General features: G+C 68.9%; 12 protein-coding genes, 1 tRNA gene and 2 pseudogenes. 7 read left to right on the forward strand and 8 right to left on the reverse strand.

Features of this window, described 5'->3' with window-relative positions; all coding sequences use genetic code 11:
• The first annotated feature begins 105 nt into the window (after nucleotides 1–105).
• Nucleotides 106–1398 carry a serine--tRNA ligase gene (gene serS / locus EES41_RS19995; protein WP_123079746.1) on the forward strand — a complete coding sequence of 431 codons (1293 nt, stop codon included), beginning with the start codon at nucleotides 106–108 and terminating at the stop codon, nucleotides 1396–1398.
• A gap of 433 nt (nucleotides 1399–1831) precedes the next feature.
• On the opposite strand, the gene EES41_RS20000 is transcribed toward serS, so the two are convergent.
• From EES41_RS20000 to EES41_RS43080, 3 genes are all read right to left on the reverse strand, one after another.
• Entirely contained in the window at nucleotides 1832–2623 is a 792-nt protein-coding gene (locus tag EES41_RS20000) for a DUF2637 domain-containing protein (RefSeq protein ID WP_123079747.1), read from the reverse strand.
• Nucleotides 2624–2715: 92 nt separating this feature from the next.
• Nucleotides 2716–3414 (reverse strand): ATP-binding protein, encoded by a 699-nt coding sequence (locus EES41_RS20005; RefSeq protein ID WP_254211514.1) that lies wholly within the window; start codon nucleotides 3412–3414, stop codon nucleotides 2716–2718.
• Nucleotides 3411–4331: a hypothetical protein gene (locus EES41_RS43080; RefSeq protein ID WP_254211515.1), complete on the reverse strand. Its 921-nt coding sequence runs from the start codon at nucleotides 4329–4331 to the stop codon at nucleotides 3411–3413. The genes EES41_RS20005 and EES41_RS43080 overlap by 4 nt, the downstream gene beginning before the upstream one ends.
• A gap of 641 nt (nucleotides 4332–4972) precedes the next feature.
• Here EES41_RS43080 and EES41_RS20010 point away from each other — a divergent pair.
• The 3 genes and pseudogenes from EES41_RS20010 (at nucleotide 4973) to EES41_RS20020 (ending at nucleotide 7239) form a co-directional block, all read left to right on the forward strand.
• Complete coding sequence (locus EES41_RS20010) at nucleotides 4973–5224, forward strand: helix-turn-helix domain-containing protein (protein ID WP_123079749.1); 252 nt, start codon at nucleotides 4973–4975, stop codon at nucleotides 5222–5224.
• Between the two features lie 124 nt (nucleotides 5225–5348).
• A pseudogene (locus EES41_RS43085) lies at nucleotides 5349–5698 on the forward strand (helix-turn-helix domain-containing protein).
• Between the two features lie 29 nt (nucleotides 5699–5727).
• Nucleotides 5728–7239 carry a LacI family DNA-binding transcriptional regulator gene (locus tag EES41_RS20020; RefSeq protein WP_123079750.1) on the forward strand — a complete coding sequence of 504 codons (1512 nt, stop codon included), beginning with the start codon at nucleotides 5728–5730 and terminating at the stop codon, nucleotides 7237–7239.
• 43 nt (nucleotides 7240–7282) lie between these two features.
• On the opposite strand, the gene EES41_RS20025 is transcribed toward EES41_RS20020, so the two are convergent.
• The gene (locus tag EES41_RS20025; RefSeq protein ID WP_254211516.1) at nucleotides 7283–8863 is read right to left on the reverse strand and encodes a restriction endonuclease; all 1581 of its coding nucleotides are present in this window, start codon (nucleotides 8861–8863) and stop codon (nucleotides 7283–7285) included.
• A gap of 154 nt (nucleotides 8864–9017) precedes the next feature.
• Here EES41_RS20025 and EES41_RS20030 point away from each other — a divergent pair.
• Nucleotides 9018–9877 (forward strand): annotated as a pseudogene (locus tag EES41_RS20030) (PE-PGRS family protein).
• On the opposite strand, the gene EES41_RS20035 reads toward EES41_RS20030, so the two are convergent.
• The 3 genes from EES41_RS20035 to EES41_RS20045 form a co-directional block, all read right to left on the reverse strand.
• Nucleotides 9807–11441 (reverse strand): PE-PGRS family protein, encoded by a 1635-nt coding sequence (locus tag EES41_RS20035; RefSeq protein WP_123079751.1) that lies wholly within the window; start codon nucleotides 11439–11441, stop codon nucleotides 9807–9809. The pseudogene EES41_RS20030 and the gene EES41_RS20035 sit on opposite strands and share 71 nt — an antisense overlap.
• A gap of 192 nt (nucleotides 11442–11633) precedes the next feature.
• A tRNA-Pro gene (locus EES41_RS20040) sits at nucleotides 11634–11707 on the reverse strand.
• 171 nt (nucleotides 11708–11878) lie between these two features.
• Nucleotides 11879–12817, reverse strand: a complete 939-nt coding sequence (locus tag EES41_RS20045; RefSeq protein WP_123079752.1) for a metallophosphoesterase — start codon at nucleotides 12815–12817, stop codon at nucleotides 11879–11881.
• 68 nt (nucleotides 12818–12885) lie between these two features.
• Here EES41_RS20045 and EES41_RS20050 point away from each other — a divergent pair, with 68 nt between their 5' ends.
• Nucleotides 12886–13347, forward strand: a complete 462-nt coding sequence (locus EES41_RS20050; protein WP_073774358.1) for a GatB/YqeY domain-containing protein — start codon at nucleotides 12886–12888, stop codon at nucleotides 13345–13347.
• 57 nt (nucleotides 13348–13404) lie between these two features.
• Here EES41_RS20050 and EES41_RS20055 read toward each other — a convergent pair whose 3' ends face one another.
• Nucleotides 13405–15711, reverse strand: a complete 2307-nt coding sequence (locus EES41_RS20055; RefSeq protein ID WP_123079753.1) for a transglycosylase domain-containing protein — start codon at nucleotides 15709–15711, stop codon at nucleotides 13405–13407.
• 386 nt (nucleotides 15712–16097) lie between these two features.
• Here EES41_RS20055 and EES41_RS20065 point away from each other — a divergent pair, with 386 nt between their 5' ends.
• Nucleotides 16098–16448, forward strand: coding sequence for a WhiB family transcriptional regulator (locus EES41_RS20065; RefSeq protein WP_174261829.1), 351 nt, complete (start codon nucleotides 16098–16100; stop codon nucleotides 16446–16448).
• Nucleotides 16449–16474 lie beyond the last annotated feature (26 nt).

Raw genomic sequence — 16474 nt, forward strand, 5'->3', positions numbered from 1 at the left:
TTGAGCGGCTGAGCCTGGCGATATTTCGGATTGGCGAGGGCCCGGCCGTTGCTACCGTCGATTCGGTATCCCCATCCCGCTCGCTGGATAAAAAGGATCTTCCTCATGCATGACGCCCGCGCCCTGATTGAAATGGGTGCCGAAGCAGTTCGTCGGCTCGCTCGTCGCGGTTACTCCCTGGACCTGTCCCGGCTGGAAGACCTCCAGTCCCGGCGCAACCAGAGCATCCGCTCAGCCGACGAGCTGCGGGCGGAAGCCAAGCGGGTGGCGAGCGAGGTCCAGCAGACGGCGAAGCAGGGCGGCGACATCGCCAAGCTGAAGGAGCGTGCCCGCGAGCTGAAGGACCAGATCCGGGACATCGAGACCGAGCAGGAGCAGGTCCAGCAGGAGCTGAGCGAGCTCCTCCTGACCATCCCGAACCTCCCCGACGACGCAGCCCCGGACGGCGACTCGGAGGAGTTCGCGGTCGAGGTCCGGCGTGTCGGCACCCCGCCGGCCTTCTCCTTCGAGCCGAAGGACCACGTCGACCTCGGCGAGGGCACCGGCATCCTCGACTTCGCCCGCGCCACGAAGCTGTCGGGCCCCCGCTTCGCGGTCTCCCGCGGCGCCGGCGCCGCGCTGGAGCGCGCCCTCGCGACGCTCTTCCTCGACATCCACACCCGTCGCCACGGGTACGTCGAGCACGCGGTCCCCTACCTGGTCACCCGCAAGACGATGACCGGCACCGGGCAGCTGCCGAAGTTCGAGGAGGATCTGTTCAAGACCGGCGTCGCCGACCGTGAGCTGTTCCTCATCCCGACGGCCGAGGTACCGCTGACCAACCTCTACGCCGACGAGATCATCCCGCCGGCCGACCTGCCGCTGGCCCTGACCGCGCACACGCCGTGCTTCCGGTCCGAGGCGGGCTCGTACGGTCGTGACACCCGCGGTCTGATCCGCCAGCACCAGTTCGCCAAGGTCGAGATCGTCCAGATGGTCGACCCGGCGGACGCGGACGCCATGCTGGAGACGATGGTCGGTCACGCCGAGGCGTGCCTGAAGGAGCTCGGCCTCGCCTACCGCGTCGTCAAGCTGGCCGCAGGCGACACGGGCTTCTCCGCCCAGCTCACGTACGACATCGAGGTCTGGATCCCGAGCCAGAACACGTACCGCGAGATCTCCTCGATCTCGAACTTCGGCACCTTCCAGGCCCGCCGCGCGAACATCCGCACCCGAGGCGAGGACGGCAAGCCCAAGCTCGTCGCCACCCTCAACGGCTCCGGCCTCCCCATCGGCCGCACCGTCGCTGCGCTCCTCGAACAGTGCCAGCAGCAGGACGGCTCCCTCGTCCTTCCCGAATCTCTCTTCCCGTACCTCGGCTTCCGCCGTATCTCGGCGGACGGAACACCGGAGGCATAACGTTCGGCCCGCTGCCCTCGGTTGCTGCTTCCCGGAACAGTGCCCCCCGGCGCCGGTCCGGGCCCGCCACCCCCCGGGCGGGTTCTGGCCAAGGCACCTTCCCCAACGGGGAAGAGTGTCTTGGCCGATAACTTGCTGTGCTGGTGTCGGTGAGTGGCTACTGACCGCTGCCGTGACGGCTGCGTTCTTCGCCTTTGCGTCGTGCATGTGCTGGCCGGATGCGTGGCTGATGGGCTCGTGCGCGGTGGTGGTCCGCATGGGAGGGGAGCCTGTGGTCCGCGGCAGGGTCGGGTCCGGACCGCCGAACATCGTCTGAAGACGGCGTAGGGCATGCTCCGGGCAGCAGGAGTCCCGACCGGTAATCCGTTGACTGACATACGGTCCCCGCCCTGGTCCGGGCCAGGGCAGGGCTGTGACCTGCGGAGACTTTGGGTCACTCGGGATGCGTGGGCGGACCGTTGGTGGCGGCGTGGTCCGCGCGCAAGGTGGTCATGAGCTGGGTGAGGCGTAAGCCGCTGATGCCGAGGTCGGCGTCCCGGATGATCGAGCGGACCCAGTCACGGGTCGGCTTTCTGTGAGCTTCCATGACAGGGCGGACCAGGTCCAGCAATTCGTCCAGCTCGGCCTCGGGTGGACGCCCGATCCGGGTTCGGCGCGGTTCGTCGGGCTGGGCGTTCGGCTCCGCTGGTGGACCGGCTGGAGCCTGCTCCTCGGTAGCCGGATCTAGATCCGTGGCCTGGTCGGCGTCCTGTTCTGCCGGGGGCTCGACGGGGGAGTCGGGCGAGGTCCCGGATAGGCGGGTGATGAGGATGTGGAGGTGCACCGCGCCGGCGAGGGCGAGCGGGGCGAGGGTGGAGAGGATGCCGACGGTGACGTCGCCCAGGCGCAGGCCGCCGCCCGGTGGAGTGAGCTGGTTGAGTCGGATGGCGTGGAGGGCGTTGGCCCAGATGCTGGCCGCCGTGGCGGTGGCGAAGAGCGTCCATACGTACAGGCGGGCGCGGTAGGGCGCGGTGCGCAGTACGAGGAGGGCGCGGACGCCGTAGGCGATGAAGCCGTCGATCACCAGCGGGAAGAGGTAGGTCAGGAACCCGCGGACGTGGATGGCGACGGCCATCTGCTGGAGCGCGTCGTAGGAGAGTGCGCAGCCTGCGGCGCCGAGGGTGAGGATCGCGGCCCGGTCCCACGCCGTGGTGCGGGGGAGGGGCGCGTACGCGTGTGAGGTCAAGCGGGGTCTCCAGAGGGCCTCCACCGCGCACTGGGCGCGGGCGGTGGAGGGTGGTGTGAAGGGGGCGGAGGTGTTGGAGTCGCCGACGCTGCTCAGGAGGCGCGCGGGGCGGAGCGGCGGCGGTCGGTGCCGCTGAGGACGACCCGGTCGGTCATCTCGGCCAGGCGGGAGGCGACGCGGTCGCCGACGGCGTCGCGCAGGGCCTGGGTGGGGAGGTTGGTGGTGATGAGCGTGGGGAGCATCTCGGTGTAGCGGCGGTTGATCAGCCGGTACGTCAGTTCCTCGGTCCACTCCGACTGTTTGGCCGCGCCGAGGTCGTCCAGGATCAGCAGCGGGCACCGCCCCAGGTCCTGGATCTCCCGTTCGGAGTCGTGCCCAGTGCGGGGCCGGAGCTGGGCGTGCAGGTCGGCGGAGGTCACCGCCTGCCAGCGCAGCCGGACGCCGGCCATGAGCAGGGAGCGGACGGCACCGTAGGCCTGGTGGGTCTTGCCAGTACCGGTGGTGCCGGCGATCAGCAGGGAGGGCCCGTACGAGATCCCTCGGGTGCCGCCGGGGCCGACCCGGCCCATGCACGCCACCTCAGTGGTCCAGGCCCGTACCCCGGGGTCGGTGGCGGTGGCCTCGCGGTACCGGGCGGGGATCCGTCGGTCGGCCAGCTTCAGCGCGGTCACGGGCTCGGACGCGGGCTGCACGGGGGCGGAGTCGGGGTCGATGCCCCGGGCGGCGAGGATCGCGTTCAGGCGGGCTGCCAGGATTCCGGCACGCTGCGGTTCGCGGGTCGCGGTGGTCACAGGGCGCCTCCGTAAGCGGCTTCCGCGTCGGCCGGGTTGGCGTAGGCCTGGTGAGAGTGGCGACCGGGAGCCTGCTTCTGCGCCGGGTTCATGGCCTCGTTGACCAGGCTGGGCAGCACGCTCGGGTGCAGGGCCTTCTCCCGCAGCCGTAGCAGTCCGGCGCGGATGTGGGCGGGGTCGATGCCTTCGGCGATGAGCTTGGCGACGGATCGCGCGAGCTGTCCCAGCACTGCGCTGGGCGGGCGGTTGGGGCATGCGGCGGCGTACTCGGCGACCATCTGCTGGGTCGAGACGGTCTCAGGTGCGGGCGCGCTCGCGCCCCCCAACGGAGTTGATCCTAGATCCCTGATCCTAGGTCCTAGATCCGGACGGTGAGGGCTCACGGACGATTCGTCGAGCCCTCCATGCACCCTCACGGAGGGCTCAGTGAATCCGCTCTGACCTGCGGAATTCTGACTCAGTGAGGACTCACGCCGTTCTGGCGAACCCTCACTGAGGGGTGCGTGAGCCTGCACGGAGTTCTCACGGAGCCCTCTGTGATCCAGCGGTGAGGGCGAGGGCACCTGGCTGCCGTCGTGGTGAGGACAGGCCGGATGGCGGACGCCGCTGGGGCGGTTGATCTTCTGGTGCTTGGCGAAGGTGACGATGTGCAGGTACCGCTTGCCGTCCTCACCCTCGTACCGGCAGATCAGGTCGGCCATGGCGAGTTGGTTGAGGTCGTCTTCGACCTCGAGCCGCCCGTGTTCGGGTCGCAGGGACCACAGGAGGCCGGCGATGACGGCCGTCTGGTCGCGGAAGCGCCCGTGGTCGTCGGCCTGGGTGAGCAGGCCGTAGAAGGTCCGTTCGGCGGCGACGCTGACGGCGGCCAGCGACTCGGAACTGAAGGCTTCCGGCTTGATGGTGCGGATGCGTGCCATGTCTATCGCCCCGCCTTCGTATCAGGCGTTGACGCGGTACGCGAGGTGGGCAGGGGGCTGTCGACGGCCGCCTGGGCCGTACTGTGGGGCATCTACGTTCCTCACCCGGCGGCGGCAGGGCCTGGCAGCCCGCCACCACCGACTCGATCGTTCAGGAGTGGGCGGTTCGGTAGGGGACTCATCGGCCCTCGGCGTTTGCGCGCCGGGGGCCGTTTCGTATTCCCTCACCGGGTCGTGGCCAACATAGCCACACCCGGCGCGCGCAAGTCCAGCGATTCCGGCTGCGGAACAGCAGCAGCCGAAATCGCGGTCGCGGTTTTCGTCGACGATAGGGCCCGACCCGGGAATAGCCAAAAAGTCGGCGGCGAATAGCGGCGTGAAGGAGAAGGTGCCCTGAAGCCCCTTGACCGGGGTCCGGGCCTCGAATACGTTGCCGCCCCTGCAGGTGTGGAGCGGCCGTGACCAGCAGGTCTGCGTAAGTGTCGCCCGAATGTCCGGAATCGTCGTGTGTGGCGGTTTGGTTGAATCCAACCCGAGTTCGACCCCGTCGGTATTTCGTCGAGCGCGAAAGCGGGCCGCAGGATGCCATACATCCCGATCCGGGATTTCCGAAATCTGGGATCCAGGGCTACAACAGGTGCATGACCCGACGTCCTACAGAAATCGGCCCTGCCGGAGAACGGACCGCCGCCGCCATTGAAAACCTGCGCATTGCGCGAGGCTTCGCCCAGCGGGAGCTCGCCGACCGGGTGACCGCTCTCGGCCGCCCCATGACCAACACGATGCTCTCTCGCATAGAGCGCACTCGGCGCCGCTGCGACGTCGACGACCTCGTCGTCATCGCCGCCGCCCTCGGGGTCTCCCCGCTCGCCCTGCTCCAGCGGGCCTCGTAGCAGCACTCCCCAGGCCGACGGTGTGCCAGCGCCCTCGCCCCGGGCTTTCAAAGCGCAATCCCCGCCCACTCCTGAACCGCCGCCACGGCGCCGGCCTGCCTGCCGCGCCAGACGAGGATCCGCCTTGCACCAATCGCCCGTTCCCCCGGCCCGCCCCACCGCGCCAGCCCTTCCCCGTCTCTACCGCCCGGAGGAGGTAGCCGAAGCCCTCGGCTGCTCCGCCTGGTGGGTCAAAGACCGGGCCAGCCGCGCCCTCATCCCCTTCGCCAGGGTCGGCCGCGCCTACCGCTTCACCGCCGAGCACCTCCCGAGATCGTCCGGCTCCACGAGACACGGCCGCCCAGCGCCCCGAGCTTCGGCGCACGAGCCGTACGGCCGGTGCCACTTCTCACGACGGCTGTCCGCCCGGCCACCGGCCTCCGTGCCCGCCCGCCTCGCCGAACCCGCCAGGACGGCTTCGGCGCCACGGCGTAGCGGGACCAGCAACCAGAGGGGAGGGAACAGTGGGCTTCGCGGAGAAGCGCGTCAACTACTGGCGTGGCCGGTACAAGACGGCGCCCGGAAAGCACAACACGGTCGTCGACTCGACCGGAGCGACCATCAAGTTCGCTACCAAGCGGGAGGCCAAGCGGGCCGCCGACGAGGCGGAGATCGGCTTCCGGCGCGGCGACGTACGTGACCCGTCACTGGGCCAGGAAACGTTCGGCGAGTACGCGAGCCGCTGGTACGAGGCCCAGGAATTGGCCGCGTCCACCATGCAGAACTACCGCCGCCACATCGAGGAGCACCTGCTCCCCGACTTCGAGGACAAGGCCCTCGCCGGCATCCTCCGCACCGACGTGGCGCTGTGGGAGAAGAAGGAACGCGCCTCCTACGCCGCCTCCAGCGTCAAAACCTGGCGGGCCACGCTCCACCTCATCCTCGCTGACGCCGTGGACGAGGGGCTCATCGACGCGAACCCCGCCGCGAAGCGCCGAGGGAGGGGCAAGCGGGCCGGCCGCTCCGCCGACCGCGGCCCGGAGAAGGTCGTCACGGACGCGCTCGGCGCCCTCCTGATCGCCGAGCGGGCCGCCTTGCTCTCCGGCCGAGACGACGAGTTTGTTGCGGTAGTCCTCAAGGCGTACACCGGCATGCGCTGGGGTGAAATCGTCGGCCTGGAGACCGAGTTCGCCCGCCGGGGCACGGTCCGTGTCGAGTGGCAGCTGTACGAGCTCGACTCGGGTGTGATGGTCCGCTGCCCGCCCAAGGACGACAGCTATCGCACCATCGACGCCCCCGACTGGCTCTCGGCCCTCGTGGCCGACCATGTCGCCCGTACCAAGCCCAAGTCGTGCCCGTGCCATGGCAGGACGTACGTCTTCCAAGGCCAGGGCACCGCCCGCACCGGAGGCCACCAGGGTGCGAAGCTGGTCGACGTAGCCCGCCGCGCCGGCGTCTCCACGGGCACGGTGTCCAACGTCCTCAACCACCCCGACCGCGTACGCGAGGCCACCCGTATCCGCGTCGAACTCGCCATCACCGAGCTGGGCTTCGTACGAGGCGGTGCACCCTCGGAACACGCCGCCCACTGGCGCCGCAACGGCTTCGCCACCTGGCTCTTCCACCCGGCGACGACGGGCTGGTACCCGAAGAAGGCGCCGCAGGAGCCCCGTCCCGTTCCGCTCCTTGGTGACCCGTTCCCGGGCATACCGGTCCGGGGCCGCAATGCCCAGGGCCGCGCCGACGCCTGCTGGACGGCTATCGCCAGGGGCCTCACCCCGCACGGCCTACGCCATTCCCACCGCACGCTCATGGAGGACCTCGGCACGGAAAAGGTCCTCATGGACGAGCGCATGGGCCACATCGACGGCTCGATCTCCGCCCGGTACGCCCACGTGACAGCGGGCATGCGCAAGCGCCTCATGCTCGGCGTCACCGAGCAGTGGGAGGCAGCCCTGGACGCCCGCCGAGGGATGGCCCCCGGGTCCCCCGTACACATACTCGATGCACTTCTGCGGGTGCGTAAGGCTGGGTAGCTGGGCGGAGGAGGTCCGGCGCCCTGCCTGGTGGGCGGGGTGCCTAGCGAGGCCGACTCTTCGGCGGGACGGGTCCGGGAATGACGTTGAGTCCCAGGTGTTCCTTGAACAGGTGCACCAGGTTGGCGCCGTCGAGGAGTTCCAGTCGTCCGTGGTCGTTGGCGAATGCCTCGCTGGCCCGGCCGAACCAGGATGTGGTCACCAAGATGCCTTTGGCCGCCCGCTTGTGCTCGACCACTCCCGCGAGAGCGGACACCGTCTCGAACGGAACCACGTTCTTGGTGCGCTTGGCCTGGATGATGCACAACCCCCTCATGACGGGATCGGTGTTCATGGCAATCGCGTCCACGCCCTCGTCCTTCGAAGGCTGGGTGTTAACGCTCTCCAGACCGATCGCCTCGAACAACTGTCGAACGAGATGCTCGAACTCGGTGGGCGTGAGGTCCATCAGCACGGGTCGGCTGTCCAGCCCCGCAACTACGTCCAGGCTGTCCATGAGTCGGAACTTGCTCAGGTCGAAGGTGACCAGGGGACGGACCGGCTCCAGCTCATAGGGATTGGGCGAGATCAGTGAGCGGAGCCGCTTCAGGCAAGCCCGGGGATCCACCTGGGTCAGGACGAGCTTGCCGAACTCCTCGCGGTCCGTCTGGAGGGTGATCAGACACGGATGCACCTCCCGGCCCGTGGCACGATCGATGGTCGCCACGTGCCCGTTCAGGGCGATGGAGCGGATCACGCCCTCGGTATCGGCGGTGAACAGTTCGTGCACGGTGCGCAGAGCGGTCTGCGCGAGGACGGAGGCGTACAGCTCCTTGCGGTCCTTCTCGGGGCGCGGAACAGGTGTGAGCTCATCCCGTGTCTTCACATACCGGTATGCCCGGGCAGCCGGGACCACGTCCTCCAAGGGCAGGTCGACCTGTACGAGGAGGTCACCGGTGTCTGCCTGGTACGAGACCTGGTGCGCCTTGGGAAAGCCATGAGGGTACGACGAGGCTGCGAGGACCTGATCGATGAACCACTCGACGGCTTCGACTTCCCTGTCACGGTAGGCGTTGTGGCGTTCCTCGATGGCTGCGTTCCACCCATCGATCCGGGCGGCTTCCTCCCGGTTCTGCTGGTCGTGCCGAACGCGAGCTTTTTCAAGCTTCGCCGTGCGTTTCTGTTCCTCGCGGGCGTGATCCTGCAGCGCTTGGTCGAACCGCTTACGCGCCTCTTCCATTCCGGCGTCATACGCTCGACGTCCGAACCCGAGGGCGCCCAGCAGGCCTCGCGGCGCCTCCGGTTCGAAGTCCGACCACCGAGGCTCGCGTGTTGGTTTGGTGCGTCCGGTGGGGGCGAAGGCGGATGGGACGAATTCCTGAGTGAGTGCGTCGAAGGTCAGCGGTCGACCGTCCAGGACCGCCGCACGCAGCAACGTCGCCAGCTGCTCGGCGTCGTGCTCGGCCACACTGGTCCGGTCGACGGCTTCCTGAGCGCGGGCCGCCTCGTATGCGAGCTTCTCCTCGCGGGCCTTCCGCTTGGCCTCCAGCTCGGCGGCCTTCCGGGCCCGCTCATGCTCTTTGGCTTGGCGTGCGAGCTCTCGGGCGTATGGGTCGTTCCCATGTGCTCCAGTGCGGCTGGCCACCGCTACCCCCCAGGTCAGTGCGTATGTATCTGCTTGAAATTCCCCACCGTATACCGCACCTAATCTGCCGTATCGATCACCCACAGATCGCCAGAACGGCGGTAGTTCCTCGGAAGACCGGCGGTGTTCTTGAGTGACCTGGCTCAATGACTGCATGGAGATCGGGGAGTGCTGGGCCTATCGGGCCAAGCCGAAGGAACTGGGCGGCGCCCTGCGCCAGGTGGAGATCGTCCGAGTGGGCGCCTCCGGCAGGTCAGGAATCCACGTGCGGTTCCTCGAAGGCGATGAGGCCGGACTGCAGGAGTGGGTCAGCGCCGGCAGTCTGCTCGTGCTCTGGGCTGACGCCGACGCCTTCCGTGCGGATGACACGGCGGAGCTCGCCCTGGCCGAGGCGTCGAGGGAGGTACGGGGGAGCGCCGAGTTCGAGGCGGCGCGGATGATCCTGGGCCTCGTCCGTCCCAAGGAGCGGCTGCGGCTGCGTAAGGCGGTGGCCGACGCGGGCGTGCTGGAGCTCGGCCACCTCGACGATACGGCGCCGCTGGTTGGGATGGAGCCCGCCGATCTGCGGGGCGACGCCATGGTCTTCGAGGACCGCAACGGCCGTTGCCTGGCTGGCTGGCTGGCTGGCTGGCTGGCTGGCCGGTCGTCGAGCGGATCGCGCGGCAGGTGGCCCAGCGGCTGGCAGAGGAGGTCCTGCCGGAGGTGGACCGCCGACAGCAGGCTGTGGACGAGGAACGCGCCCGGCCCTCCTGGCAGTCGTACCACCGCCGGGACGACCGCAAGCTGGACGGGGAGGCGGGTGCCCTGCGCACGGTCCGGGAGTGGTGCGGGGGCGAGAAGGCCGAGCGCTACGACGAGCTCGTCGCCCTACGCGCCGAGGTGCTGCGACTCGGTGAACTGGTCGAGCAGGCCGTGAAGGCGCTCCGAGACCGCGGGCACGGCGTCATCGCCTCCACCATTGAGCGCGGCCTTGGGGTCCATATCTCCAGCCTTGGTCCTGACGTACGTCGTTGAAGCCGTCACGCCACCGCTCGGGCTCCTGCTTGGGCGGTGCGGGCTCCACGGGTGGCTTCACCTTCTCCGGGCGGTGCGGGTGCCAGCCGTCGAGGAACGGCCGCAACTCGTCCCCCGTCGGCTCGGCGTGGAAGTTGCGGACACCGAGACCCTTCCCGTTCAGGGTGGGGTCCAGGCGGTCGGCCTCCGTCCTGCCCCACGCCGACCACTCTCGGAGCCGCTCGGCCTCGAAGGGGTCCTGCGTCTGGGCGGCGGTCTCGTCCAGCGCGTTGCAGAAGGTCCGGATCTCTCCTGCGGCTCGCCACTGTTCCAGCGCGGTGCCGAAGTGCTCGGCCCGAGCCGCGTCCACTGCCTTGATCGAAGCCACGCCGACCGCGGCCTCCCACTCTCGCTGGGCACGTTCCTTCCGTTCGGCCTCCAGCCGGCGGTTCTCAACTGCCTGCCGTTCCCGCTCGTCTTGCTGCCGACGCTGTTCGGCTTCCCGCTCCAGCCGGGCCCGTTCCTGCTCATCGGCCCGGGTCCTGAGTGCCCGGAGTACCGAACCGATCTGGTCTTCAAGCGGCTTCTTCGCGCTGTCGGCCCACTCCTTCTTCCAGCCGTAGTTGTAGCCCTGTTGCTGGGAGACGACCATCTCCAGCTCCCCGGACGGCTCGAACCGCTGCGCCGGAACGACCCGCTGCCAGTCGTAGGTGCGGCGGCTCGCCGCTTTGGGCACGTACCGGACCTGCTTCTGCCGTTCCTTGAAGGTGATCTCGTACGTCCGGCCATGGATCGTGAGCAGTGGCAGCGGCTGCCTGCGCTTCTTGGACACCGCGAGCTCCCCGTGGAGGGGGAGGGCCTGCTCGGAGATGAGGCGGAGCAGGGACAACGCACGCGGCAGGACCCCCTCGGAGATCTCGAAGGCGCTGTGATCCGCGGTCACGGCAGCGAGGACATCGTCCACGTCGGTGATCACGCGGCTGCGCGCCAGACGGATCCGGTTCCACTCCGTGTCGTCCTCGCCTGTCACCCGGAGCAGGCCCAGGAAGAAGTCTCCTTTGGTTCGCCCGCTGTACTTCAGGTGGTACCCAGCAGGCGCACACTGGCGAGCTGCGTCGAATGCCCTTCGGTAGCGGGCTCGATCCGCCTCGTCCGGATCGGGGACGCGCAGGAACCGGCCGGCCTGCTGCACCTCGGTGATCAGTGCCCGTCCGATCTCGGCCGGAGAGAGCCGTGGTGCTCTGGCGACACGCTGTACCGGGGGCTTCTGCTCGGCAGAGGCTTTCTCCTCGACGACGTCGGACTCCTGCTTTTTGGGTCCGGGCGTCGTCACCGGGCGGGTCTTCCGTGGTGCCGGGTCAGGCCGGTCGGGGTGATGGCCGTGCTGGAGGTAGAAGCGCCCGACCTCGGTGATCTCCGCCCGCCGCCTCCCGCCCTCCTTGGGCATGGCGATGTGCCCCCGCTCCTTCAGGGCTCGGGCGGTGAGGGCGAGTTCGGGGGTGTCCGACGTGACAGGTTCGACGCCCTCCCCGATCCGGGTCAGGAGGGCGAGCTGGCGATCGTTGAGGGGTGACCAACGGTGCATGTGATCGTCGTACCGTCGGAGATCGTGCCGGCACAAGCCATGCGGTGAGCTTTCCGGGCGGACGCTCGGCCCGGCTCCCCGTGGGAGCCGGATTCCGAGGTCGGCTCCCAGATGGCTCCCAAGACAGGCCCGTAAACCACTCAAGGGCCTGACCCGCGATGCGGATCAAGCCCTTGACCTGGTCTTACGAAGTCGGGGTGGCGGGATTTGAACCCACGACCTCTTCGTCCCGAACGAAGCGCGCTGCCAAGCTGCGCTACACCCCGATCGTCGCCTTGGCAGCTCTCGCTGTCCTGGCGACATCGATTACTTTAGCGGACCCTTGGCCGGAGACGAAATCCGGTTTCGCGGGGGGTCGGGCGGAAGGGGGCCGATGCCGTCAGGGCCGGGTCCGGGGTGTGGCGGGTGCCCGGGCGGCGGGCGGCGGGCGGGGCTCGTCAGGCCTTCGGGGTCAGGGTCAGGAGGGTGGCTTCCGGGGGGCAGGCGAAGCGGACCGGGGTGAAGCGGTTCGTCCCGCAGCCCGCCGAGACGTGGAGGTACGCGCGGTGCCCCGCGGCCTCGTGCGTCGAGAGGCCCTTCACCCGGTCGGTGTCCAGGTCGCAGTTGGTGACGAGCGCCCCGTAGAAGGGGACGCACAGCTGCCCGCCGTGCGTGTGGCCGGCCAGGATCAGCGGGTAGCGGTCGGCGGTGAACGCTTCGAGGACGCGCAGGTACGGGGCGTGCACGACGGCCAGCGAGAAGTCCGCGTCCGCCTCGGGGCCGCCCGCGACCGTCTCGTAGCGGTCGCGCTTGATGTGGGGGTCGTCCAGGCCGGTGAAGGCGAGCTCCAGCCCTTCCAGCTTCATCCGGGCCCGCGTGTTGGTGAGGTTCAGCCAGCCCGCCGTGTCGAAGGCGTCGCGCAGCTCTTCCCACGGGTTGTGGACGGCGCCGACGACGGGCTTGTTGCCGTTCAGCCCGTGGCGGCCCTGGGCCTTCTCGATGAGGTAGCGCCCCGGGTTGCGCAGCCGCGGCCCGTAGTAGTCGTTCGACCCGAAGACGTAGGCCCCCGGGAACTCCATCAGCGGACCGAGGGCGTCGAGCACCTCGGGCACGCCCTCCGTGTCGGAGAGGTTGTCGCCGGTGTTCACGACGAAGTCGGGGCGCAGGCCGGCGAGGGACTGCAGCCAAGCCCGCTTCTTGTCCTGGCCGCTGACCATGTGGATGTCCGACACCTGGAGCACGCGCAGCGGGCGCATCCCCCGGGGCAGCACCGGTACCGTCACCCGGCGCAGGCGGAATGACCGCGCCTCGAAACCGGCGGCATAGGCCAGACCTGCGGCCCCCACCGCCGCGATCCCGGCGGTGACCTTCAGGGGTACTCCGTAACGCGCGCGCATGCCCCCATCGTCGCAGACCCGGAAAACCGGCGGGCGCCATCAGCCCCGCACCTGGCAGACTCATGGGCATGACCACGCTCAAGGCCAAGCTCCAGGAAGACCTCACCACCGCCATCAAGGCGCGCGACGAGCTGCACTCGTCCACGCTGCGACTGACCCTCGCCGCCATCACCAAGGAGGAGGTCGCGGGCAAGGAAGCGCGCGTGCTCTCCGACGACGAAGTCCTCAAGGTGATCGCCAAGGAGGCGAAGAAGCGCCGCGAGGCCGCGGACGCCTTCGCCCAGGGTGGCCGTCCGGAGCAGGCCGCGCGGGAGACCGCGGAGGGCGAGTTCCTCGACACCTACCTGCCCAAGCAGCTCGGCGACGACGAGCTGCGCGCGATCGTGGCGCAGGCCGTCGAGGAGGCCAAGGCGGCTGGTGCCGAGGGGCCGCGGGCCATGGGCGCCGTCATGAAGATCGTGAACCCGAAGGTGGCCGGGCTGGCGGAGGGCGGCCGCGTCGCCGCCGTCGTCAAGCAGCTCCTCAGCTGAGGAAAGGGGGAGGGGCCCGGCCGTTCGGCCGGGCCCCTCCCCCCTTTTGCCTCTCCTCTACTGCGTGTCGCCCCCGCCGGTCAGGCCCGGCACGACCGGCAGACCCGGGAACGTGTTCCCGCCGTTCCCGCCGTTGCCGCCGCCCGCGCCGCCGTTGCCGGCCCCGGCGTTCGTCGCGCCGCCGGGGCGGCCGCCCGGCTTGTTGTCACCGCCGCCCGGCTTGTTCGGCTTCCCGGGCTTGTTCGGGCTCGGGGTCTGCGTGGAGGGCCGGCCGCCGCCGTTCGGGGTGGACGGCTCGGCGATGTGCACCGTGCTGAAGCTCGGGGCCTCGCGCCCGGACAGCGCGTCCGAGACGGCGTCCTTCCAGATCGGGCCGGGCAGGCCGCCACCGAAGACCTTCGGGTAGTACTGCCCGCCGATGGTGATGTTCTCCATCGAGATCTTCTTCGCGCCGCCCGAGCCGACCCACACCGCGCCCGACATGTTCGGGGTGTAGCCGACGAACCAGGCGTTGTGCCGGGAGTCCGTCGTACCGGTCTTGCCCGCGCTGTCGCGGTCGGTCAGACCGGCCTTCTCACCGGTACCGGAGTCGACCACACCGCGCAGCAGGGTGTTGACGGTGTCCGCCGTCGTCTCCGACATCGCCCGGTCGCACTTGGACTTCGGCACCGAGAGCGCCTTGCCGTGCGAGTCGGTGATCGACTCGATGGCGACCGGGGTGCAGTAGACACCGCGGTTGGCGAAGGTGGCGTACGCGTTGGCCATCGTCAGCGGCGACAGCTCGGCGGAGCCGAGCGCGATGGACGGCGTCTCGGGGAGCTTGACGCCGCTCGCCGGGACGACGCCCAGCTTCTGCGTCATCTCGGTGACCGGGCAGAGCCCGATCTCGTCGATCAGCTGCACGAAGTACGTGTTGATCGACTTCTCCATGGCGGTCCTGAGCGCGTACGGACCGACCTCGTCCTCGGTCTCGTTCTCCGCCGTCTCCCGCTTGTTCCTGTTGTTGTTCAGGTACTGCGTCCCGTCGCAGCGCGCGATCGGGGACGGGTAGTCCATCTTGTTCGGCGCCGAGAACACCTTGGTCGCCGGCATGCCCTGCTCCAGCGCGGCCGCCGCGATGAACGGCTTGAACGTGGAGCCGACCTGGAAGCCGAAGTTGGAGCCGCCCATCCGCTTGTCCACGGAGAAGTTGATCTGCGTCTCGTTCTTGCCGAAGCCGTACGGCTTCGACTGGCCCATCGCCAGTACCCGGCCGGTACCCGGCTGGACCATGGTCACGGCCGTCGCGATCGAGTCGTCCTGGTAGACGTGGTCCTTGATCGAGGCGTTGGCGCCCTCCTGCGACTGCGGGTCCAGGGTGGTGCGGATCGTCAGACCGCCCTGGTTCCAGACCTTCGCCCGCTCCTCGCGCGTCTTGCCGAACACCGCGTCGGTGAGGAAGGAGTTGCGGACGTAGTCGCAGAAGAAGCCCGCGCCCTTGACCGCGGTGATGCAGCCGTTCCTCGGCCTGGTCACCTTCAGCTGGACGGGCTTGGCCTTCGCGGCGTCCGCCTCCGCCTGCGAGACGTCCTTCATGTCGACCATCCGCTGCAGGACGGTGTTGCGGCGCTTGAGCGCCTCCTGGGCGTCGTTCACCGGGTCGTAGCGGCTCGGCGACTGGACGAGCCCGGCGAGCAGCGCCGACTCGTCGAGGGTCAGGTCCTTGGCCGGCTTGCTGAAGTAGCGCTGCGCGGCGGATTCGATTCCGTACGCCTGCTGGCCGAAGTACGTGATGTTGAGGTAGTTCTCGAGGATCTTCTTCTTCCCGAGTTCCTCCTCGACCTGGATCGAGTACTTCAGCTCGCGGACCTTGCGACCGAGGCTCTTCTCCTGGGCCTCGCGGACCTTCGTCTCGTCGTCGCCGGCTTCCTCGACGAACACGTTCTTCACGTACTGCTGCGTCAGTGTGGAGGCGCCCTGTGCGGCGCCGCCCTCCTGCGCGTTGCGGTTGACCGCGCGCAGGATGCCCTTGAGGTCGACCGCGCCGTGTTCGTAGAAACGCGAGTCCTCGATCGCGACGATCGCCTTCTGCATGTACGGGGAGATCGCCGTCAGGGGGACCACCTGACGGTCCCGTGAATAGACCGTGGCGATCAGGCCACCCTCGGCGTCCAGAATCGTCGTGCGCTGGCTCAGCGGGGGTGTCTTGAGATTGGCCGGGATCTCATCGAATCCTTCGACCGTCCCCTTGGCCGCGAGTCCTAGGGCGCCTGCGCCCGGGATCGCGATGCCTGCCAGGACGACTCCGGAGAGGACGGACACTCCGAGGAACTTGGCGGCCTGCTGTGGCCCGGTGAGCCCGCCGCCCGAGCGCTTCTTTCCCATGGAGGGCAGCCTACGTTCTCATTCGCCGGACACACGAGAATGCCTTGGCCTAAGCTGTCCCCAACTGTCACAGCAGTGTGGTGCGACATCAACCCCTCGGCTTGATTTTCACCCTTCCCGAATGGGGTGGACTGATGTCCGAATCTTGTCCCTCACTCTGATGGTCTGCCGCCGATTCCACCCGAATTGCCGGAATGGTCGGGCATGTCGTCCGATCACTCCGTCGGGTGATCTGCCGCTTACCCATAGTCCGTTCGGACCATTCAAGATTGGGCCCGTCGGGGGTGTTGCGCTGTGTCCTCCTTCCGTAACGTCCTCAACTGGCAGCGGTGAATATGCCGCTTCCGCCGTGGGGGAGCCTCGATTCGGGAGAGGACGGCGCCGGGATGGGCTGGGTTACCGACTGGAGTGCGCAGGCAGCCTGCCGCACTACCGATCCGGATGAACTGTTCGTTCAAGGAGCGGCACAGAACAGGGCCAAGGCGGTGTGCACCGGATGTCCGGTGCGGACCGAGTGCCTGGCCGACGCGCTCGACAATCGTGTCGAGTTCGGCGTGTGGGGCGGTATGACAGAGCGGGAACGACGGGCGCTGCTGCGCCGGCGTCCCACCGTCACTTCGTGGCGACGGCTGCTCGAAACCGCGCGCACGGAGTACGAGCGCAGTACGGGCATCCTCACCGTGGATGTGGATACGGAGGTTGACGTTCCGTACGAGACGTACGCGGCAGCCGGGTAAACCACACCCGCGCCGTCCCGCGTAAG

It is taken from the genome of Streptomyces sp. ADI95-16 (assembly GCF_003721495.1).
Lineage (GTDB): Bacteria > Actinomycetota > Actinomycetes > Streptomycetales > Streptomycetaceae > Streptomyces > Streptomyces goshikiensis.

Coding starts and splice junctions, on each gene's coding strand:
- serS (WP_123079746.1), top strand. CDS start 106: ATGCATGACGCCCGCGCCCTGATTGAAATGGGTGCCGAAGCAGTTCGT.
- EES41_RS43080 (WP_254211515.1), bottom strand. CDS start 4,331: ATGGCACGCATCCGCACCATCAAGCCGGAAGCCTTCAGTTCCGAGTCG.
- EES41_RS20010 (WP_123079749.1), top strand. CDS start 4,973: ATGACCCGACGTCCTACAGAAATCGGCCCTGCCGGAGAACGGACCGCC.
- EES41_RS20035 (WP_123079751.1), bottom strand. CDS start 11,441: ATGCACCGTTGGTCACCCCTCAACGATCGCCAGCTCGCCCTCCTGACC.
- EES41_RS20045 (WP_123079752.1), bottom strand. CDS start 12,817: ATGCGCGCGCGTTACGGAGTACCCCTGAAGGTCACCGCCGGGATCGCG.
- EES41_RS20050 (WP_073774358.1), top strand. CDS start 12,886: ATGACCACGCTCAAGGCCAAGCTCCAGGAAGACCTCACCACCGCCATC.
- EES41_RS20055 (WP_123079753.1), bottom strand. CDS start 15,711: ATGGGAAAGAAGCGCTCGGGCGGCGGGCTCACCGGGCCACAGCAGGCC.
- EES41_RS20065 (WP_174261829.1), top strand. CDS start 16,098: ATGGGCTGGGTTACCGACTGGAGTGCGCAGGCAGCCTGCCGCACTACC.